Source organism: Streptomyces sp. NPDC034099 (genome assembly GCF_055575415.1).
Genome location: NZ_JBVISR010000006.1, coordinates 271,836 through 289,988, shown reverse-complemented (window position 1 = coordinate 289,988; position 18,153 = coordinate 271,836). Strand labels below are relative to the sequence as shown.

The following is an 18,153-nucleotide window of genomic DNA, read 5'->3' as shown; positions in this document are numbered from 1 at the left end:
CCGTTTTTCCCGTGCGGTGCCCCGTCAGTTGTCCCGGTACGCCTCCAGCAGCCTCAGCCACACCTCGCTGATCGTCGGGTAGGACGGCACCGCGTGCCACAGCCGACTGATCGGCACCCGGCCGGCGACGGCGACGGTCGCGGAGTGGATCAACTCGCCGACGCCGGGGCCGACGAAGGTGACGCCGCGGACGATCTCGTCCTCCAGGTCGACCACCATGCGGGCGCGGCCCCGGTAGCCGTCGCCGTACAGGCTCGACCCCGCCACCGCGATGGGGACGTCGACGGCGCGCACGCGGTGTCCCGCCTGCTCGGCCTCGGCCAGGGTCAGGCCGGCGGACGCGGCCTCGGGATCGGTGAAGACCACCTGGGGAACGGCGTGGTGGTCGGCGGTCGCGGCGTGCGCGCCCCAGGGGTCGGACTCCAGGATCGGCACCCCGGAGGCGCGGGCGGCGATGGCGGCGCCCGCGATGCGTGCCTGGTACTTGCCCTGGTGGGTGAGGAGGGCGCGGTGGTTGACGTCCCCGACGGCGTAGAGCCAGTCGTGGCCCTCCACCCGGAGGCTGTCGTCGACCGGCAGCCAGGAACCCGGCTCGAGGCCGACGGTCTCCAGGCCGAGGTCGCCGGTGCGGGGCGTGCGGCCGGTGGCGAAGAGGATCTCGTCGGCCTCCAGACGGTCGCCGGTGTCGGTGACGGCGACGACGGTGCCGTTCTCGCGGGTGACGGACTCGACGGAGACGCCGGTGCGGATGTCCACGCCGGCCTCGGTGAGCGCCTCGGCGACCAGTTCCCCGGCGAACGGCTCCATCCGCGCGAGCAGGCCGCCGTCGCCGCGCACCAGCATCGTGACCCGGGATCCGAGGGCCTGCCAGGCGGTGGCCATCTCCACGGCGACGACTCCGCCGCCGACGACGATGAGGCGGCCGGGCGCGCTCTTGGCGCTGGTGGCCTCGCGGCTGGTCCAGGGGCGCACCTCGGCGAGTCCGGGCAGTGGGGGCAGGGCGGCGGCGCTGCCGGTGCAGACGGCGACGGCGTGCCGGGCGGTGAGGGTGCGGCGGCTGCCGTCGGGGCCGGCCACCTCCACGGTGCGCGGTCCGGTGAGCCGTCCCTGTCCGCGGTACAGGTCGGTGCCGATGCCCTCGACCCACTGGACCTGGCCGTCGTCCTTCCAGTGCGAGGTGAACTCGTCGCGGCGGGCGAGGACGGCCTGCGCGTCGAGGGGGTCCTGGACCCCCTGGGCGAGACCGGGCAGGCGGCGGGCGTCCGCGCGGGCGATGACCGGGCGCAGCAGGGCCTTGCTGGGCATGCACGCCCAGTAGGAGCACTCGCCGCCGACCAGTTCGCTCTCCACGATCGCGGTGGACAGCCCGGCCGCGCGGGTGCGGTCGGCGACGTTCTCTCCGACGGGGCCCGCGCCGATCACCACGACGTCGTACGTGAGGGAATCCGATTGCGTCATGGGGTCAGTCTGGTGGGTGGTGTGCGCCCTGGCCACACGGGTACGTGCGCGGAATACCCACCAGGTCGGCAGTGTTGTGCCGACGGCTTCTCCCCCGAAACCAGGAAGAGGGATCACCTCATGACCAGCACCGTGGAACTCACCAAGGAGAACTTCGACCAGACGGTCACGGACAACGAGTTCGTACTGATCGACTTCTGGGCGGAGTGGTGCGGTCCGTGCAAGCAGTTCGGGCCGGTCTACGAGAAGGCCGCGGAGGCCAACCCGGACCTGGTGTTCGGCAAGGTGGACACCGAGGCGCAGCCGGAGCTGGCGCAGGCCTTCGGCATCCAGTCGATTCCGACGCTGATGATCGTGCGGGACCAGGTGGCCGTGTTCGCGCAGCCGGGCGCGCTGCCGGAGGCGGCTCTCACCGACGTGATCGGTCAGGCCCGGAACCTGGACATGGACGAGGTCCGCAAGGCGGTCGCCGAGCAGCAGGCGCAGGCCGGGCAGAACGACCAGGAAGGCCAGTAGCGGGCGGTCCGGCCGCCGGTCAGCTCGATTCCCGGTGCACCACCGTCGCGCCCAGCACCTTGTGGCGCTCGGGCGCGGCGCCCGGGTCGTGCACCGCCCGGTCGACGAGTGCGGCCAGGTCGCGGCCGGAGGGCAGCTCCAGGTGGACGGTGCTCAGCCGGGGCCGCAGCAGCCGGCCCAGCATCAGGTCGTCGGCGCCGATCACGGCGGCGTCGCCGGGGATGTCGAGGCCCTCGTCCTGAAGGGCCCGCATCAGCAGCATCGCGTACTCGTCGTTGTACGCGAACACCGCGTCGAGTCCCAGGGGACGCCAGCGCGCCGCGAGGCGGGCGGCGTCCCTCTCGTCGTAGGCGAGGGGCAGCTCGGTGACGGTGGCGTCGGTGCCGGACACGGCCTCGCGGGCGCCCGCGAGGCGCGGTGCCGAGAAGACGTCCAGACCGCGTTCGGCGGGCACGACGACGCCGATGCCGCGGCGGCCGCGGTCGTACAGGTGGCGGGTCGCGCCGCGGCCGACGCCCTCCTGGTCGGTGAGCAGGGCGTGCGCTCCCTCGACGGCCTCGGGACCGAGGGTGAGGACCGCCCGGGCGCCGGAGCGTTTGAGGATCTCCACGCCCCGCGGGCCGAGGTCGGCACCGGGGACCAGGACGGCGACCGGGCGCAGCTCGGCCCAGGCGCGGGCGGCCTCGTCGCCGTGGACGCCGACGGTGCCGTGCTGCACGACGGTGTAGTCGAGGCGGCCGAGCGCCCACTGGAGTTCGGTGAGGAAGCGGCTGTAGAGCGGGCCGGCGGGGAAGGACGGCGCCGGCATCAGGACCATGCGGCTGTGTCCGGCGCGCAGGGAGCGGGCCGCGGCGTGCGGGACGTAGCCCAGTTCCCTGGCGGCCTCGCGGACGCGGCGGCGGGTGGGTTCGCTGATCCGTACGGCGCCGGTGTTGTTGAGGACGTAGGAGACGGTCGCGCGCGAGACGCCGGCCAGGCGGGCCACGTCGGCGCTCGTGGGCACGGAGCGCGCTGCGGAGGGCCTGGGGGGCGGCGGATTCGGTATCTGCACCATGACGTACGGCATCCTGGCAGAAGCCGGACGCGGGGCGGCGGGCGGGGCAACGTCGTCCGAGACGGACGGAGTTCAGGCCGACGGGGCGGTGGCCGTGGGCTGGGTCCCGGGGGCCGGGGTGTCGGTGCGGGTGACCCGTGCGACCAGGTCGAGCCAGCCCGCCCGTACGCGTTCGGCGGGCAGCCCGCACTGCTGGGTGAGGTGGTGGATCAGGGCGGCGTCGAGGTAGGCCATGAGGGTGTGCGAGAGGAGTTCGCTGTCGGCGTCCGGCACGGCCTCCCTCAGTAGCAGTGCCACGTGGTGGCGCAGGAAACGGCGCGGCGGGAAGGTGTGGCGGCGCTCCGCGCTGGGCTCCCCCGCCAGGAGCAGGTCGAGCTCGTCGATGGAGCGGCGCAGCAGCGCGCAGCCGAAGGCCCGCAGCCGCTCGACCGGCGGTGCGCCGGGACCCAGCGGCGGCGGACCGCTCAGGAGCGCGGCCTGGAACTTCCGCTCGGAGTGGTCGAGCAGCGCCGCGAGCAGCCCGGTGCGGTCGCCGAAGCGGCGGAAGACCGTGCCCTTGCCCACGCACGCCGCGGCGGCCACCGCCTCCATGGTGAGGGCGCCCGCGCCGTGCTCGGCGACCAGCCGCTCGGCGGCCTCCAGGAGCCGGGCGCGGTTGCGCGCGGCGTCGGCCCGCAGGCAGGGCTCGTCCTCGTCGGTCCCGGTGCCGAGTTGCAGCAGCTCGGGGGGACCGGCGTTCTCCTGGGGCTGCGGGAAGTACGGCGGGGCGGCGGACATGAAGCCAGCGTAAAGCATCGGGAAGAAAACTGGACCGCGGTCCGTTTGGGATGTTAGAAATTAAACGGACCCCGGTCCGGATCGTTGCCGCAAGGTTTCGGCCCGCCCGTCACCATCTGTTCCAGTAGTGGGAGTACTCATGTCTGTCCGCATCCTCGCCCTCGTCGGCAGCCTTCGCGCCGGTTCGCACAACCGTCAGCTCGCCGAGGCGGCCGTCAAGTTCGCACCGGAGGGCGCCGAGGTGCAGCTGTTCGAGGGGCTCGCCGACATCCCCTTCTACAACGAGGACATCGACGTCGAGGGCAGCGTCCCGGCCGCCGCCGCGAAGCTGCGCGAGGCCGCCCAGGGCGCGCAGGCCTTCCTGCTCTTCTCGCCCGAGTACAACGGCACCATCCCGGCCGTCCTGAAGAACGCCATCGACTGGCTGTCCCGCCCCTACGGCGCCGGCGCCTTCACCGGCAAGCCCGTCGCCGTGGTCGGCACCGCCTTCGGCCAGTACGGCGGCGTGTGGGCGCAGGACGAGGCCCGCAAGGCCGTGGGCATCGCGGGCGGAAAGGTGATCGAGGACCTGAAGCTGTCCATCCCCGGCTCGCTCACCCGCTTCGCCGAGACCCACCCGGCCGACGACGCCGAGGTGGCCGCCCAGCTGGCCGAGGTCGTCGCCCGGCTGCACGGCCACACGGACGAGGCCATCGCCGCCTGACCGGCGCGAGAGCACGTCGTACGGGACCGGAGCTCGGCAGAGCTCCGGTCCCGCCGTGTGTCAGGCCACCGCCGCGGCGGCAACCGTGCGCAGCTCCTCCAGCGCGGCCGCGACCGCCGCACGGCGGTGGCCGCCGCTGCGCGTGCAGGTGAGCAGCTTGCGGTGCGGCCGGCCGGCGCAGGGCACCCGGACGATCGGCAGCTCGGGGGTCAGCCGGGCGAGCCGGGGCACCAGCGCGACGCCGAGCCCGTGGGCGACCAGGTGGGCCGTGACGTTCCAGTCCACCGCGAGATGGACCACGTCGGGGGTGAACCCGGCGGCACCGCACGCCGCCACCATGTGGGTCCGGCACGGGCTCTGCGGCAGCGGCGCGATCCAGCCCTCGTGGGCCACGTCGGCGAGGTCGGCCTCCTCCCGTCCGGCCAGCGGATGGTCCGCGGGGACGACCAGGTCGAACGGCTCGTCCAGGAGGGGCCGCTGCTCGAAGCGCGTGTCGGCCGACGGCGGGCTGGCCGGGGTCGCCTCCACCACCGCCAGATCGCTCTCCCCCTCGAAGAGCAGGTCGAAGCTCTCCGCCACCTCGACCTCCCGGATCCGCACCGACAGCCGGGGGTGCCGCTCCCGCAGCCGCGCCGCCATCGGGGCCAGCAGAACCGCGACGGCCACCGGGAACCCCGTCACCCGCAGCGGCCCGGCCGGGGTCCCCTCCCCCGCCCGCAGATCCTGTTCGGCCTCGTCCCAGCGGGCCTCGATCGCGTCGGCGTGTTCCAGCAGGCTCTCCGCGGCGGCCGTCAGCCGCACCCCGCGCCCCTGCGGCTCCAGCAGGTCGACGCCCAGGTCCCGGGCGAGCTGCCGGATCTGCTGGGAGGCGGCCGAGGGGGTGAAGTGCAGGGCGCGGGCCGCCGCGGTGACGGTGCCGTAGTGGGCGACGGCCCGCAGCACGTGCAGCCTGCGCAGATCAATCATGAAGTGCACGCTTCACGGTGGAGTCCGTAAAGTCAACCTGGACGTGAACGGATCCGTGGCCGCACGCTGTCAATGGCGCCACGGTGGGACCGAGGCCCGCACCAGCATCCCGACGTACCACTGACGAGGAGTCGCCATGCCCAGCACGACCGGTGTCGTCTGCCCGCACTGCGGGTGGCCCGACGGTGCCGAACCCTTCCAGGTGCTGTCCGCCCACTCCACCGGGGCGGGCGGCACCCTGTGGACCCGGTGTGCCTGCGGTTCGCTCCAGGCCCGCGTCGTCGACGGCCACGGCACCCGGGTGGTCTCGCGCGGCAGGCCCACACCGGCGGTCCGCTGACCCGCTACCAGGGCAGCGGACCCGCCGCGTCGAAGTAGCCCCCGGTGGGTCCGTCCGGGCCCAGCCGGGCCATCCGGACGATGACCTCGGCGCCCTCGGCCACGGTCTGCGTGCCGGTGTTGCCGTTCAGGTCGGTCGCGGTGAAGCCCGGTTCGACCGCGTTGATCCGCATCCCGGGGAACGCCTTCGCGTACTGCACGGTCAGCGCGTTGACCGCCGTCTTCGACGCCGGATAGGCGAGGCCCGGGTAGCCGTACCCGGGGCTCTCCGGTGAGGTGAGTCCGGTCAGCGAGGCCAGCCCGCTGCTCACGTTGACCACGACGGGCGCGGCGGAGCGGCGCAGCAGGGGCAGGAACGCGTGGGTCACCCGCACCAGGCCGAAGACGTTGGTCTCGAAGACGGTGCGCACCAGGTCGGCGGTCGTGTCCGCCGCCCCGGTCACCGAGTTGTGCTCGCCGCGCTGCTCGACGCCGGCGTTGTTGACCAGGACGTCGAGGCCGCCGTCGGCCGTCACGGTCTTCACGGCGGCGGCGACGGAGGCGTCGTCGGTGACGTCCAGGACGAGGGGGCGCGCGCCCAGTTCCTCGGCGGCGCGGCGGCCACGCTCGGGGTCGCGGGCGGCGGCGTAGACGGTGTGGCCGGCGGCGACGAGGCGGCGGGCCGTCTCGAAGCCGAGGCCCTTGTTGGCTCCGGTGATCAGTGTGGTCGTCATGGGACCGAGCCTGCGGCGCGCCGGCGCCGACAGCCAGGCGTCCGGTCTTCCTGGGACCACGGGTACCAGGAAGACCGGACGCCCGCGGTGTTCACTGGGGTGCATGACGGCTACGGAGTTCGGGCGGGCGTTGCGGCTGCGCAGGGACCGCGTCTCCCCCGAGTCGGCCGGGCTGCCCGCGGGCGGGCACCGGCGGGCGGCGGGGCTGCGGCGCGAGGAGCTGGCCCTGCTGGCCGGTGTCTCCGTCGACTACGTCACCCGCCTCGAACAGGGCCGGGCGGCCAACCCGTCGGCACAGGTCGTCGAGGCGCTCGTACGGGCGCTGCGGCTGCCCGCCGAGGAGCGCGCGCACCTGTTCCGGCTGGCCGGGCTGGTGCCGCCGGGGCCCGAGACCGTTCCGGCGTACATCCCGCCGAGCGTCCACCGGCTGCTCGACCGACTGGCCGGCACCCCGGTCGCCGTGTACGACGCCGCGTGGACGCTGCTGCTCGCCAACCCGCCCTACGCGGCGCTGATGGGCGACCCGTCCCGGTGGCGGGGCCCGGAGCGCAACGGCGTGTGGCGCAACTTCGTCGGGCCGGGCAGCCGGGCCCGGTACACGCCCGAGGAGCGCCGGGCCTTCGAGGCGGCCCTCGTCGCGGACCTGCGCGCCACCGCCGCCCGCTACCCCGCCGACCGCGAGCTGGCCCGACTGGTCGCGGAGCTGCGTGCCCGCAGCGAGCGGTTCGACGAACTGTGGCGGGTGGACGCGGTCGGCCGGCACGAGGCGGCCCGCAAGGTCGTCGACCATCCACGGGTGGGTCCCCTCACCCTGGACTGCGACGTGCTCGGTGTGGCGGGCAGCGATCTGCGGATCATGGCCTACACGGCCGAGCCGGACACCGCCGACGCGGAGCGGCTCGCCCTGCTCACGGTCCTGGGCACCCAGGAGCTGGTGGAGTAGCCCGTCAGCCCGAAGGCGTCACGCCCGCTCCCGCCGCCTGGTGACCCACAGGCTGCTGGCCGTGGTGACCGCGAGGACCAGCACGATGAACCCGAGCGAGAACGGGATGCCGATCTCGGGCACGTGGACGCCGGACTCGTGCAGGGCGTGCAGCACCAGCTTGACGCCGATGAAACCGAGGATCACGGACAGGCCGTAGGAGAGGTGGACCAGCTTCTTCAGCAGGCCGCCGATGAGGAAGTACAGCTGGCGCAGGCCCATCAGGGCGAACGCGTTGGCGGTGAACACGATGTACGGGTCCTGGGTCAGCCCGTAGATGGCGGGGATGGAGTCCAGGGCGAACAGGATGTCGGTGAACCCGATGGCGAGCATCACGACCAGCATCGGGGTCATCACCCGCCTGCCGTTCTCCTCGATCCACAGCCGGGTGCCGTGGTACCGGTCGGTGACACCGAAGCGGCGCTCGATCGACTTCAGCAGCTTGTTCTCCTCGTACTCCTGCTCGTGCCCGCCCTTGCGGGCGTCCTGGACGAGCTTCCAGGCGGTCCAGATCAGGAACGCGCCGAAGAGGTAGAACACCCAGGAGAAGGCGGAGATGATCGCCGCGCCGGCCGCGATGAACGCGGCGCGCAGTACCAGGGCCACCAGGACGCCGACCATCAGCACCCGCTGCTGGTACCGCGAGGGCACCGCGAACTTCGCCATGATCAGCACGAAGACGAAGAGGTTGTCGACGCTGAGCGACTTCTCGGTGATGTAGCCGGCGAAGAACTCGCCCCCCGGCCCGCCGCCACCGACCATTAGCAGCCCCACCCCGAACAGGCAGGCCAGGGCCACCCAGACGGCCGTCCAGATCCCGGCCTCCCGGAGGGACACGTCGTGCGGCTTGCGCCCGATGAAGAAGTCGGCGGCGACGAGGACGCACAGGCCCGCGACGGTCAGCAGCCAGACGCTGAGGGAGACGTTCACCGGTGCTCCTCGTGCGGGACGGATCGCATACGGGTGGTTCTTGGTCAGGGTGTTTCCGGGATGCCGCACAGGCAACCCGGCACCGTGCGCGGCCCCACGCACCGAGACCGGCGCGCACCGGCCGATTCCGACGTGACGGGAGCCCCCGGATGAACCTTCGGCCCTCGCATCCGCTCCCCGCCCGCCGCGGCCCGCGCATCGGCGTACTGGGCTCCTACGGCGGCTTCAACGTCGGCGACGAGGCGATCCTGACCTGCGTGCTGAGCTGTCTGCGCGCCCGGCGTCCGGACGCGCACCTCGTCGTCCTGAGCCGGAACGCGGAGCACACCCGGGCGCACCACCCCGACGCCGACGAGGTGGTGCCCTGGGAGGGGGTCAGCCGCAACCACGTCCTCGACGTGCTGCCCGGCCTGGACCTCCTCGTACTGGGCGGCGGCGGAATCCTGTACGACGGCCAGGCGCGGCGCTATCTGCGGCTGGTGCGCGCCGCGCAGACCCGGCACGTGCCCACCTTCGCCTACGCCGTCGGCGCCGGGCCGCTGACCGACGCGGAGGACCGGGACACCGTACGCACGGTGCTGGCGGAGATGGACGACGTCGTGGTGCGGGACGAGGAGTCGCGGCTGGTGCTGGAGGAGGTCGGCCTGGAGCGGGAGGTCGCGGTCACCGCCGACCCGGCGCTGCTGCTGGCCCCGGAGCCGTTCACCGAGGCGATGATGCGCGACGAGGGCATCCCGACCGGCACCCGGCTGGTGGGGATGTCGGTGCGCGAGCCGGGGCGGGCCGCCGAGAAGCTCGACGAGGGCGACTACCACGCGCTGCTCGCCGACGTCGCGGACTTCCTGGTCCGCCGGCTGGACGCGCGCGTGGTGTTCCTGCCGATGGAGCGGCACGACGTACGGCACGCGCACGCGGTGCTGTCCCACATGACGGCCCCGGACCAGGGCCGCATCCTGCACGGCGACTACAGCCCCGGGCAGGTCCTCGGCTTCATGCGCCACCTCGACGTGGCCGTGGGCATGCGGCTGCACTTCGTGATCTTCGCGGCGCTCACCGGCGTACCGGTGCTTCCGCTGCCGTACTCCGGCAAGGTCTTCGACTTCGCGCGCCGGCTGGGCGCCCCGGCGCTGGTGGGGGTGGCGCGGGAGCAGGCCGGGCTGCTGCTGGCGGAGGTGGACCGGCTCTGGGACGAGTATCCGCAGCGCCGGGACGACCTGCGGACCCGGATGGGCGAGCTGTCCGCGTCGGCGCGGGAGACCTGCGAGCGGTGCGGGTCCCTGCTCGACGAGATCGGCGCCGCACGAGGATCGGGCGGCGCCCCCGCAACCGATGAAGGGCCGGCGGACGAGGGGCCGACCGGTGACGGGCCGTACCGCGCCGAGCCACGGCCGCTGAACGCCTGACCCGGAGGTCAGCGATGCCGATCCTCGAAGAGCCCCACGACGCCCGCACCGTCACCCTGCCGCCCCGGCCCGCCCGGCACGGGGGCCGCTGCGACGTCCTGGTGGTGGGCGGCGGCCCCGCCGGGTTCGCGGCCGCGGTCGGCGCGGCCGACGCCGGGGCCGACGTCGTGCTGGTGGAGCGGTACGGCTTTCTCGGCGGCAACGCGACCGTGGCGCTGGTGATGCCGCTGATGTCGTTCCACAACGAGCACAAGCAGGCCGCGTTCACCGAGGCCGGGGACACCTCGCGGCTGCTGCCCACCGACCACGGCGAGGGCGAGCCGGTGGTCGCGGGCGTCCTGTGGCAGTTGCTCGACCGGCTCATGGGCCGCGGCGGCTGCCTGCCGCCCTCCCCGAAGACCGGGTACACGGTCCCCTTCGACCCGGAGCTGTTCAAGTTGTCCCTGCTGGAGATGATGGACGAGTCGGGGGTTCGGATGCTGTTCCACTCCTTCGCCTCCGGCGCGCTGCCGCTGGAGGACGGCTCGGGCTGGCGGGTGGTGTTCGAGACCAAGTCGGGGCCGGTGGTGATCGACGCGGGAGTGGTCGTGGACGGCACCGGCGACGGCGACGTGGCGACGGCCTGCGGGGCGCCGTACGAGATCGGGCGGCCGGAGGACGGTCTGGTGCAGCCCATGACGCTGATGTTCCGCGTCGCCGACTTCGCCCGGCCGGACTTCGCCGCGTACGTGCGCGAGCACCCCGACCAGTGGCGGGGTGTGCACGGGCTGTGGGAGCTGATCGAGGAGGCCAGGGCGGGCGGCGAACTGCGGCTGCCGCGCGAGGACATCCTCTTCTTCGCGACCCCGCACCCGCGCGAGGTCGCCGTCAACAGCACCCGGGTGAACCGGGTCCTCGGCACCAGCGTCTGGGACCTCACCCGCGCCGAGTGCACGGCCCGGCACCAACTGGCGCAGATCGACCGCTTCCTGCGCACCCGTGTGCCCGGCTTCGAGGAGGCGTACGTGGTGCAGAGCGGCACGCACATCGGTGTGCGGGAGAGCCGGCGGGTGCTCGGCGACTACCGGCTGACCGGTCACGACATCCTGGCGGCGCGCACCTTCCCGGACGTGGTCGCGCACGGCGCCTATCCGGTCGACATCCACAACCCGCGCGGCTCCGGCACCGTCCTGAAAAGGGTGCCGCGGGGCAGCTTCTACGACATCCCGCTGCGCTGTCTGCTGCCCCGGGGCACCGACCGGCTGCTGGTGGCGGGCCGCTGCATCTCCGGGACGCACGTGGCGCACTCGTCGTACCGGGTGATGCCCATCGCCATGGCCACCGGACACGCGGCCGGGGTGTGCGCGGCGCTGACCGTACGGCACGGGCGCGGACCGCGCGGGCTGCCCTACCGGATGGTCCAGCGGGAACTGCTGCGGCAGGGGGCCCGGCTGCGGACGGGGCAGCCCGACTGAGGCCGCGGGCCCGGTCTCCGGTCAGCCCGCCCAGTCGAGCAGGCGTTCCCGGTGCTCGGGGGCGCGCAGGTGGGCGAGGGACTCCTTCTCCAGCTGGCGTACGCGTTCGCGGGTGAGGCCCACGTGCTGGGCGACCTGTTGCAGGGTGCGGGGGCGGCCGTCGTGCAGTCCGTAGCGCAGGCTGAGGATCAGGGACTCGCGGGGCGCGAGGGTGCCGACGGCCTCCCGCAACTCCGCCGCGAGCGCCTGGAACTCGGCGACCTCCGGGGCCCGCAGCACCTCGGTGTCGGGGATGAGGTCGCCGACGACGGTGTCCCCGGTCTCGTCGACGGGGGTGTCCAGGCTGACCGCGTCCCGTCCGACCCGGCGCAGCCAGACGACCTTGTCCACGTCGATGCCACTCTCGTCGGCGACCTCCTCGGTGGTCGGCTCGCGGTCGAGGCCCGCGCGGAGCTTGCGTTCCACCTTGGCGAGCTTCTGCAGCTGCTCCACGACGTGGACCGGCAGCCGTACCGTGCGCGCGTGGGTGGCCAGGCCCCGTTCGATGGCCTGGCGGATCCACCAGGTGGCGTACGTGGAGAACTTGAAGCCCTTGGTGTGGTCGAACTTCTCCACGGCCCGGATCAGTCCGAGGTTGCCCTCCTGGATGACGTCGAGGAGCGGCAGCCCACGGTGGGCGTGGCGCTTGGCCATCGACACCACGAGCCGCAGATTGGCCCGCACCATGTGGTCCTTGGCCTCCTGGCCGTCGTGGACGGCCTCCTCCAGCGCGCGGCGCCGCCCGGGCGCGGGGGCGGGCTCGCCGGTGTCGGCCGCCTCCAGTTCCTCCCGGGCCCGCACCCCCGCCTCGATGCGGGTGGCGAGCCGCACCTCGTCCTCGGCGGTCAGCAGCGGGGTGGCGCCGATCTGGGTCAGGTACTGGCCGAGCAGATCGGGTTCCTCATCGGGTTCGGGGATCCGGGTGCGCAGCCGTGCGGTGCGGGTGGTGGCGCGGCGGTCGTCCCGGGTGCGTGCCTGGGGTGTGCGTGCCTTGGGCGCCATGTCGTCTCCTCCGTCCCCTTCCGGATCACGGGGCTCCGGTCCCGCGTTCGCTGCTCAGCCGGCGGATCACCACCAGCAGGTCGGCCGCCGCCAGCAGGGCGAGCGCCCCGCACACCACGGCGATGACCACGAGGGTGCCGCGGCCCGGGCTGTCGCCGGAGCCGGTGTCGGCGGCCCACACGCCGAAGAACACGGTCCCGGCGAGGAACAGCGGCACGAAGACCGCCGACAGCAGCAGCCGCAGCCGCAGCGCGCTCCGCGCGTGGACCGGTTCGCTCATGCCGTTCCTCCCCTGCGGTGGGGGTGTGGGCGGGTCAGTGGCCGGGGGCGGCCCGGCTGATGTCCGCGAGCGCGGAGTGCGGGTCGTCGGTGGTCGCGAGGTCGCCGAGGGTGACCACGCCGACCGGGACGCCGCCGTGCTCGACGACCGGGAGCCGGCGCACGGCGTGGCGGCGCATCAGCTCGGCGGCGCGGTCGGTGGTGTCGTCGGGTCCGAGGGTGACGACGGGCGGGGGCGTGCACACCGCTCCGACCGTGGTGGTGTCGGGGTCCCGGCCGTCGGCGACGCCGCGGAGCACGATGTCGCGGTCGGTGAGGACGCCGAACAGGTCGCAGTCGTAGGTCACCAGGACGTCGCCGACGTCCTCCTCGCGCATCAGCCGGGCCGCCCGCGTCACGGTCGTCATGGGCTCCACGGCCACCGCTGCCGGTGACATCACGTCTCGGATGCGCTGTGTCATGTCGCGCCTCCCGGAGTGTTGGTACGGGATGGTCCGCGGGCCGCGCGGCCCGCGCCCGGGCCGGTGAACCGTGCCGCGGCGGCCGGCTCAGCCCAGGTCGATCAGGGCCAGGCCGATGTCGGGACGGTGGGTCTTGGCCAGCTTCGTCGGGCTGTCCCGGACGACGACCTCCAGCGTCGGCCAGACCCGGCCGGACAGCAGGTGGCCGCCGCGGGTGGAGCCGTCGGACAGGCCCAGTACGGCGTGCAGGTGCGGGGTGGGTCCCTCGTCGGCGACGGCGATGTCCCCGATGAGGGACAGCACCTCGCACTGCTCCTGGACCGGGATGGGCCGGTAGTCCTTGGCCTGCCGGTCGAACCAGCCGACGACCGCCTCGGAGAAGGCGCCCACGGCGGTCACCTGGCCGGCTCCCAGCGACCGGTCACGGGCGAAGGCGGTCAGCTCGTCGACCGCGTCCTCTCCCGCGTCGAGCACCACCACGTACACCGCGGACGGGCCGTCCTGGACCTGCTGCCACTTCATGGCCCGGCGGGTACCCGGCACGGGCCGGGGCAACCCCGGTCTCGGCGTGCGCCGGTCCCGTCGGCCTCCGCGCGCCTGTAGGACGCCTCGCTCGACGCCGTCAGGCGTCCAGGGCCCGGCGGATCGCGTCGAGCCAGCCGTCGACCGGTCCGAAGGTGAGCAGTCCGCTGCCCGCGCCCGCGAGTTCACCGGACGCGGGCAGCAGCCTGTCGTACGTCCGCCGCAGCGCCGGACCGTCGCCGAGGGCGAGGGCGAGCGCGGCCTCGGCGCAGCACAGGGCCTCGTAGAGCAGGTCGGGCGGCGGTTCGGGCAGGGCGCGCAGGGCGCCGCCGGCCTCGGTGCCCCGGCCCTCGGCCAGCAGGGCGAACGGCGCGGCCCAGGGCCGGTACGGTCCCCAGTCCGCGCGCGGGTCCACCTGCGCGGGCCGCCCGTGGGCCAGGCGCAGGCCGAGCAGGGCGAGCGGCAGCAGCCCGCGTTCCAGGCCCGGCATCCCCGCGCCGTCGAGCCGCCCGGCGGCCGACCGGTAGGCGGCCTCGGCGCGGTCGTGGGAGTCGGCGGAGGGGCCGGCGGTGGCGGCCTGGCGCAGGGCCGCGTACCAGGCGGTGAAGACGGCGACGAGGGGCCGTTCGTGCCGTTCGGCGAGCCGGTCCACGGCCGTCGCGTGGGCGTCGGCGGCGGTGAGGTCGGCGAGGGCGGAGCGGGCCTGGAGCCGGACCAGGTGGCCGAGGATCTCGTAGTTGACCAGGCCGTGCCGGGTGCCGAGGGCGACGAGTTCGGCGCCGATCGCGTCGCGGCGGGGGGCCAGTCCGGCGCGGGTGCAGGACTGCATGTAGACGCCGTTGAGGGCGAACGCGAGCAGCGCGGGGTCGTCCAGGCGGCGGGCGATCCGCTCGGCCTCGGCGGCGGCACGGGGTCCGCGCGGGGAGCGCACGCCCCGCGACTCCAGGGCGACGGTGGCCAGCAGGCGGCAGCGTGCCGCGTCGCCTGCGGGGTCCTCCGGGAGGGCGGCGAGGGTGCGTTCGGCCGCGGCGACGAGGCTCCGGGCCAGTTCGGGGTCGTCGCTGCGGGTCCAGTTGGCGGGGACGTCGTAGGCGCCGATCACCCGGGCGGTCAGCTCCGCGTCGCCCGTCTCCTCCGCCGCCTGGACCGCCGTCAACCGGTGCTCCCGGGCGGCCTCCAGGCCACCGCCGCCGGTGACCGCGAGGCTGCGCAGCAGGCCGACGGTGGATTCCAGGCGGGCCCGGGAACCGGCGGCGACCGTGCGGTCGTACGCCTCGGTCGCCCGGGCCCACAGCCGGGCCGCCGCGTCCGCCGGTTCGCCGGGCGGGTCCAGGTCCGGGTCCTGGGCGAGGATCCCGGCCTCCAGTCGGCGCAGCCGGGGGCCGGGGTCGATGCCCAGCCGTCCGGCCAGCAGGGCACGGGCCCGGCGCAGCACGGCGAGGGCGTCCGCCTGCCGTCCGGTCCGGTACAGGGCGAGCGCGAGCAGGCGCCAGGACTCCTCGCGCCACGGGTGCTCGGTGAGGTGGGCGTCCAGGTCGGGGACCGCTTCGGCGGCGCGGCCGAGTTCCACGAGCAGCTCCGCGCGGCGTTCGACGGCGCGCAGCCGCAGCTCGGTGAGCCGGGAGCGTTCGCCGCGGGCCCAGTCCTCCGTGCCGAACTCGGCGTAGGCGGGTCCCCGCCACTCCCCCAGGGCGGCCCGCAGCCGGTCGGGTGCCTGAGCGGCCGGCAGCCGGTCCGCCTCGGCGACGGCGGCCTCGAACCGCCACGCGTCCACGGTGGCGGGCGCCGCGCGGAGGGCGTATCCCGGACCCTCGGTGACGAGCAGCCGGGCGGGGGCGCGCGGCGGGCGGTCGGGTTCCAGGGCGCGGCGCAGGTCCCCGACGAAAGTGCGCACCGCTCCCACGGCCCGCGGCGGCGGCTCGTCCCACAGGTCCTCGACCAGCCGGGCGACCGGGACGATCCGCCGCCGGGCCAGGATCAGCCGGGCGAGCACGGCCCGGTGCCGGGGGCCCTTGAGGGCGAGCGCCTGGGGGCCGCGCCGGGCGGTGACCGCTCCGAGCACACCGAACGTGACCGCTTCCATGTTCCGTGTTCCGTCCGCTCCGATCAGCCCTCGCGTGTGCGATCACCACGGTACGCGTGCGGGAGGGCCCCCGGCCGGTTGCTGATCGGTTGCTGATTCGCGCGCGGCAGCCTCGAAGGCGTCACAGGGACATGTGGCACGAGCGGGACCAGACCCGAGCGGGAACAGAGAGGCACTGACCACCATGACCACCACGGAACCGGCCATCCCCGGCTTCACCCGGGAGCGCGTGACGGTCGCCGACGGCATCGGCCTGCACGTGGCCGTCGGCGGCGCGGGCAGCCCCGTCGTGCTGCTGCACGGCTTTCCCCAGACCCACCTGATGTGGCGGCACGTCGCCGCCGACCTGGCGGCCGACCACACGGTCATCTGCCCCGACCTGCGCGGCTACGGCGCCAGCGACAAGCCCGCCGACCCGGACGGCACCGCGTACGCCAAGCGGGCCATGGCCGCCGACGTGGTCGCCCTGGCCCGGGAGCTGGGGCACGAGCGGTTCGCGCTGGCCGGTCACGACCGGGGCGCGCTGGTCGCGGTGCGCGCCGGGCTCGACCATCCCGACGCGGTGACGCACCTGGCCGCGCTCGACGTGCTGCCGACGCTGGACATGTGGGACGTCCTGCACGGCACGACGGCGGCGGTGGGCTTCCACCTGTATCTGATGGCGCAGCCGCCGGGGCTGCCGGAGCAGCTGATCGGCGCCGCGCCGGACGCGTTCTTCGGTCACTTCCTCGACGTGTGGACCCGCGACCCGGACGCCCTGCCCGCCGACGTCCGGGACGCCTATCTGAAGGCCTCCCGCGAGGCGGTGCCCTCCATCGTGGCCGACTACCGGGCCTCGGCCGGTATCGACGTCGACCACGACCGGGCGGACCGGGAGCACGGCAACCGGCTGCGGATGCCGGTGACCGTGCTCCAGCAGGACTGGGGCGCCGCTCTCGGCTACGACGCCGCCGCGCTGTGGCGGGCGTGGGCCCCGGACCTGCGGCACCGGACCGTCGGCTGCGGGCACTTCATGGCGGAGGAGGCGCCGGGCGAGGTCGCCGGGGCGCTGCGCGACCTGCTGGCCCGGTAGGGCACACCGGGGGCATGTACAACGATCGGTTGTACATGCCGCCAGGACGGTTGTTTGATCCGCCCGGCCCGGCTCGCTTTGATGTCGGGCGTGACGGAGTCGGGTGTGGTCGAGTCGAACCTGGTGGGCGGCGAGTCGTTGGGGCGGGGGTTCGGATGGTTGTGGGCGGCGTACGCGGTCAGCACGTTCGGCACGCGGCTCGCCTTCGACGCCTTTCCGTTGATCGCGGTTCTGGTGCTGGACGCCGGACCGGCACGGGTGGCGGCGCTCGCGGCGGCCGGCCTCGCGGTGGGCGCGGTGGTGGCCGTGCCGCTGGGGCCGTGGGTGGAGTTCCGGCGCAAGCGGCCGGTGATGGTTGCGATGGACCTGGTCCGGTGCGTGGTGCTGCTGAGCGTGCCGCTCGCGTACGCCTTCGGCCGGCTCGGCTTCGCCCAGCTGCTGGTCGTGTCGGTCGTCGTCGCCGCGGCCGACATCACGTTCAGGTCCGCCGCCGGTTCCTGTCTCAAGGCGCTGGTGCGGCCGCCGGACCTGCTGCGGGCCAACGGCCGGTTCGAGTCGACGACCTGGACCGCGGCCCTGCTCGGACCCCCGGTCGGCGGGGCCGCGGTCGGGCTCTTCGGTCCGGTGGTGACGGTGGCGGTCGACGCGGTCAGCTATCTCCTCTCGGCGCTGGGCATCCGCGCGATCGGCGGCGGGGAGCCGCGCCCGCGGCGCACGGAAGCGGGCCGGCCGCGCGCCGGCGACCTGCTGGACGGCTGGCGGTACGTGCTCGCCTCGCCGGGTCTGCGTCCGCTGTTCCTCAACACGGTTCTGGTCAACGGGCTGATCATGGCGACGGCACCGCTGCTGGCCGTGCTCATGCTGGGCGATCTGGGCTTCGCGCCCTGGCAGTACTCCCTCGCCTTCGCGGTGCCGTGTGTCGGCGGGCTGGTCGGCTCGCGGCTGGCCGGACCGCTCGTGGCGCGCTTCGGGGAGCACCGGGTGCTGGTCACCAGTGGGGTGCTGCGCGTGTGCTGGCCCGTCGGGCTGGCCTTCGTGGGGCCGGGGACGGCGGGCCTTGTCCTGGTGATGGCCGTCGAGTTCGGGCTGATCACGTCCGTCGGCGTGTACAACCCGGTGTACGCCACCCGTCGGCTGGAGTTGACGCCCGCGGACCGGGTGGCGCGCACCCTGTCGGCCTACACGGTCAGCGGGAAGCTCACGACCGCGGCGCTGACCGCGGTCTGGGGCCTGCTGGCCGGCCTGACCGGAACGCGTACGGCGGTCGCGCTCGCGGGCGCCGTGCTTCTGACGACCCCGCTGTTGCTGCCCCGACGGCCCCCGGCCCCGGCTCCGGCCCTGACGAAGCCCACCGGCGACGCGTGAAGCCCCCGGCACACCCCTCCGCCACGCGGTGACAC

Annotated in this window: 19 protein-coding genes; 8 read left to right on the top strand and 11 right to left on the bottom strand. The window is 74.3% G+C overall.

From position 1 onward, the window contains the following. Positions 1 to 24: 24 nt before the first annotated feature. Positions 25 to 1,458: a dihydrolipoyl dehydrogenase family protein gene (locus ACZ56V_RS19840; protein ID WP_467382174.1), complete on the bottom strand. Its 1,434-nt coding sequence runs from the start codon at positions 1,456 to 1,458 to the stop codon at positions 25 to 27. A 120-nt stretch (positions 1,459 to 1,578) separates the two neighbouring features. On the opposite strand from ACZ56V_RS19840, the gene trxA reads away from it, so the two are divergent. After that, complete coding sequence (trxA, locus tag ACZ56V_RS19835) at positions 1,579 to 1,974, top strand: thioredoxin (protein ID WP_398916723.1); 396 nt, start codon at positions 1,579 to 1,581, stop codon at positions 1,972 to 1,974. A gap of 19 nt (positions 1,975 to 1,993) precedes the next feature. On the opposite strand, the gene ACZ56V_RS19830 is transcribed toward trxA, so the two are convergent. After that, positions 1,994 to 3,028 (bottom strand): LacI family DNA-binding transcriptional regulator, encoded by a 1,035-nt coding sequence (locus tag ACZ56V_RS19830; RefSeq protein WP_398916725.1) that lies wholly within the window; start codon positions 3,026 to 3,028, stop codon positions 1,994 to 1,996. 72 nt (positions 3,029 to 3,100) lie between these two features. Further along, positions 3,101 to 3,805 (bottom strand): TetR/AcrR family transcriptional regulator, encoded by a 705-nt coding sequence (locus ACZ56V_RS19825; protein WP_468943850.1) that lies wholly within the window; start codon positions 3,803 to 3,805, stop codon positions 3,101 to 3,103. Positions 3,806 to 3,944: 139 nt separating this feature from the next. On the opposite strand from ACZ56V_RS19825, the gene ACZ56V_RS19820 reads away from it, so the two are divergent. Continuing rightward, the gene (locus ACZ56V_RS19820; RefSeq protein WP_468943847.1) at positions 3,945 to 4,508 is read left to right on the top strand and encodes an NAD(P)H-dependent oxidoreductase; all 564 of its coding nucleotides are present in this window, start codon (positions 3,945 to 3,947) and stop codon (positions 4,506 to 4,508) included. Between the two features lie 60 nt (positions 4,509 to 4,568). On the opposite strand, the gene ACZ56V_RS19815 is transcribed toward ACZ56V_RS19820, so the two are convergent. Further along, the gene (locus tag ACZ56V_RS19815; RefSeq protein ID WP_468943844.1) at positions 4,569 to 5,474 is read right to left on the bottom strand and encodes a LysR family transcriptional regulator; all 906 of its coding nucleotides are present in this window, start codon (positions 5,472 to 5,474) and stop codon (positions 4,569 to 4,571) included. Positions 5,475 to 5,610: 136 nt separating this feature from the next. On the opposite strand from ACZ56V_RS19815, the gene ACZ56V_RS19810 reads away from it, so the two are divergent. After that, positions 5,611 to 5,814 carry a hypothetical protein gene (locus ACZ56V_RS19810; RefSeq protein WP_104633438.1) on the top strand — a complete coding sequence of 68 codons (204 nt, stop codon included), beginning with the start codon at positions 5,611 to 5,613 and terminating at the stop codon, positions 5,812 to 5,814. A 4-nt stretch (positions 5,815 to 5,818) separates the two neighbouring features. Here the strand turns inward: ACZ56V_RS19810 and ACZ56V_RS19805 are convergent, their stop codons facing one another. Beyond that, positions 5,819 to 6,526 carry an SDR family NAD(P)-dependent oxidoreductase gene (locus ACZ56V_RS19805; protein WP_398916733.1) on the bottom strand — a complete coding sequence of 236 codons (708 nt, stop codon included), beginning with the start codon at positions 6,524 to 6,526 and terminating at the stop codon, positions 5,819 to 5,821. A 103-nt stretch (positions 6,527 to 6,629) separates the two neighbouring features. On the opposite strand from ACZ56V_RS19805, the gene ACZ56V_RS19800 reads away from it, so the two are divergent. Further along, positions 6,630 to 7,469 (top strand): helix-turn-helix transcriptional regulator, encoded by an 840-nt coding sequence (locus ACZ56V_RS19800; RefSeq protein ID WP_468943840.1) that lies wholly within the window; start codon positions 6,630 to 6,632, stop codon positions 7,467 to 7,469. 18 nt (positions 7,470 to 7,487) lie between these two features. Here the strand turns inward: ACZ56V_RS19800 and ACZ56V_RS19795 are convergent, their stop codons facing one another. After that, positions 7,488 to 8,438: a TerC family protein gene (locus tag ACZ56V_RS19795; RefSeq protein WP_468943837.1), complete on the bottom strand. Its 951-nt coding sequence runs from the start codon at positions 8,436 to 8,438 to the stop codon at positions 7,488 to 7,490. A 149-nt stretch (positions 8,439 to 8,587) separates the two neighbouring features. On the opposite strand from ACZ56V_RS19795, the gene ACZ56V_RS19790 reads away from it, so the two are divergent. Continuing rightward, complete coding sequence (locus ACZ56V_RS19790; RefSeq protein ID WP_467382164.1) at positions 8,588 to 9,841, top strand: polysaccharide pyruvyl transferase family protein; 1,254 nt, start codon at positions 8,588 to 8,590, stop codon at positions 9,839 to 9,841. Between the two features lie 14 nt (positions 9,842 to 9,855). Further along, positions 9,856 to 11,295: an FAD-dependent oxidoreductase gene (locus tag ACZ56V_RS19785; RefSeq protein WP_398916741.1), complete on the top strand. Its 1,440-nt coding sequence runs from the start codon at positions 9,856 to 9,858 to the stop codon at positions 11,293 to 11,295. 21 nt (positions 11,296 to 11,316) lie between these two features. On the opposite strand, the gene ACZ56V_RS19780 is transcribed toward ACZ56V_RS19785, so the two are convergent. The 5 genes from ACZ56V_RS19780 to ACZ56V_RS19760 all read right to left on the bottom strand — a co-directional run bounded on the left by ACZ56V_RS19780 (position 11,317) and on the right by ACZ56V_RS19760 (position 15,681). Then, positions 11,317 to 12,336 carry an RNA polymerase sigma factor RpoD/SigA gene (locus tag ACZ56V_RS19780; RefSeq protein ID WP_398916743.1) on the bottom strand — a complete coding sequence of 340 codons (1,020 nt, stop codon included), beginning with the start codon at positions 12,334 to 12,336 and terminating at the stop codon, positions 11,317 to 11,319. Between the two features lie 25 nt (positions 12,337 to 12,361). Continuing rightward, positions 12,362 to 12,616 carry a DUF6343 family protein gene (locus ACZ56V_RS19775; RefSeq protein WP_398916745.1) on the bottom strand — a complete coding sequence of 85 codons (255 nt, stop codon included), beginning with the start codon at positions 12,614 to 12,616 and terminating at the stop codon, positions 12,362 to 12,364. Positions 12,617 to 12,650: 34 nt separating this feature from the next. Beyond that, the gene (locus ACZ56V_RS19770) at positions 12,651 to 13,076 is read right to left on the bottom strand and encodes a CBS domain-containing protein (protein ID WP_468943832.1); all 426 of its coding nucleotides are present in this window, start codon (positions 13,074 to 13,076) and stop codon (positions 12,651 to 12,653) included. Between the two features lie 87 nt (positions 13,077 to 13,163). Continuing rightward, complete coding sequence (locus ACZ56V_RS19765; RefSeq protein WP_398916747.1) at positions 13,164 to 13,598, bottom strand: PPC domain-containing DNA-binding protein; 435 nt, start codon at positions 13,596 to 13,598, stop codon at positions 13,164 to 13,166. 100 nt (positions 13,599 to 13,698) lie between these two features. Continuing rightward, entirely contained in the window at positions 13,699 to 15,681 is a 1,983-nt protein-coding gene (locus tag ACZ56V_RS19760; RefSeq protein WP_468943829.1) for an AfsR/SARP family transcriptional regulator, read from the bottom strand. 184 nt (positions 15,682 to 15,865) lie between these two features. Between ACZ56V_RS19760 and ACZ56V_RS19755 the strand changes: the two genes are divergently transcribed. Next, on the top strand, positions 15,866 to 16,753 hold the full coding sequence (locus ACZ56V_RS19755; RefSeq protein WP_468943826.1) for an alpha/beta fold hydrolase: 888 nt from the start codon (positions 15,866 to 15,868) through the stop codon (positions 16,751 to 16,753). An 81-nt stretch (positions 16,754 to 16,834) separates the two neighbouring features. Further along, entirely contained in the window at positions 16,835 to 18,118 is a 1,284-nt protein-coding gene (locus ACZ56V_RS19750; RefSeq protein ID WP_468944110.1) for an MFS transporter, read from the top strand. Positions 18,119 to 18,153: the final 35 nt, after the last annotated feature.

Excerpts from the sequence above, each read along its gene's own strand:
- ACZ56V_RS19840 (WP_467382174.1), bottom strand. The coding sequence starts at position 1,458 with ATGACGCAATCGGATTCCCTCACGTACGACGTCGTGGTGATCGGCGCG.
- trxA (WP_398916723.1), top strand. The coding sequence starts at position 1,579 with ATGACCAGCACCGTGGAACTCACCAAGGAGAACTTCGACCAGACGGTC.
- ACZ56V_RS19830 (WP_398916725.1), bottom strand. The coding sequence starts at position 3,028 with ATGGTGCAGATACCGAATCCGCCGCCCCCCAGGCCCTCCGCAGCGCGC.
- ACZ56V_RS19825 (WP_468943850.1), bottom strand. The coding sequence starts at position 3,805 with ATGTCCGCCGCCCCGCCGTACTTCCCGCAGCCCCAGGAGAACGCCGGT.
- ACZ56V_RS19820 (WP_468943847.1), top strand. The coding sequence starts at position 3,945 with ATGTCTGTCCGCATCCTCGCCCTCGTCGGCAGCCTTCGCGCCGGTTCG.
- ACZ56V_RS19815 (WP_468943844.1), bottom strand. The coding sequence starts at position 5,474 with ATGATTGATCTGCGCAGGCTGCACGTGCTGCGGGCCGTCGCCCACTAC.
- ACZ56V_RS19810 (WP_104633438.1), top strand. The coding sequence starts at position 5,611 with ATGCCCAGCACGACCGGTGTCGTCTGCCCGCACTGCGGGTGGCCCGAC.
- ACZ56V_RS19805 (WP_398916733.1), bottom strand. The coding sequence starts at position 6,526 with ATGACGACCACACTGATCACCGGAGCCAACAAGGGCCTCGGCTTCGAG.
- ACZ56V_RS19800 (WP_468943840.1), top strand. The coding sequence starts at position 6,630 with ATGACGGCTACGGAGTTCGGGCGGGCGTTGCGGCTGCGCAGGGACCGC.
- ACZ56V_RS19790 (WP_467382164.1), top strand. The coding sequence starts at position 8,588 with ATGAACCTTCGGCCCTCGCATCCGCTCCCCGCCCGCCGCGGCCCGCGC.
- ACZ56V_RS19785 (WP_398916741.1), top strand. The coding sequence starts at position 9,856 with ATGCCGATCCTCGAAGAGCCCCACGACGCCCGCACCGTCACCCTGCCG.
- ACZ56V_RS19780 (WP_398916743.1), bottom strand. The coding sequence starts at position 12,336 with ATGGCGCCCAAGGCACGCACACCCCAGGCACGCACCCGGGACGACCGC.
- ACZ56V_RS19775 (WP_398916745.1), bottom strand. The coding sequence starts at position 12,616 with ATGAGCGAACCGGTCCACGCGCGGAGCGCGCTGCGGCTGCGGCTGCTG.
- ACZ56V_RS19770 (WP_468943832.1), bottom strand. The coding sequence starts at position 13,076 with ATGACACAGCGCATCCGAGACGTGATGTCACCGGCAGCGGTGGCCGTG.
- ACZ56V_RS19765 (WP_398916747.1), bottom strand. The coding sequence starts at position 13,598 with ATGAAGTGGCAGCAGGTCCAGGACGGCCCGTCCGCGGTGTACGTGGTG.
- ACZ56V_RS19760 (WP_468943829.1), bottom strand. The coding sequence starts at position 15,681 with ATGGAAGCGGTCACGTTCGGTGTGCTCGGAGCGGTCACCGCCCGGCGC.
- ACZ56V_RS19755 (WP_468943826.1), top strand. The coding sequence starts at position 15,866 with ATGACCACCACGGAACCGGCCATCCCCGGCTTCACCCGGGAGCGCGTG.
- ACZ56V_RS19750 (WP_468944110.1), top strand. The coding sequence starts at position 16,835 with ATGTCGGGCGTGACGGAGTCGGGTGTGGTCGAGTCGAACCTGGTGGGC.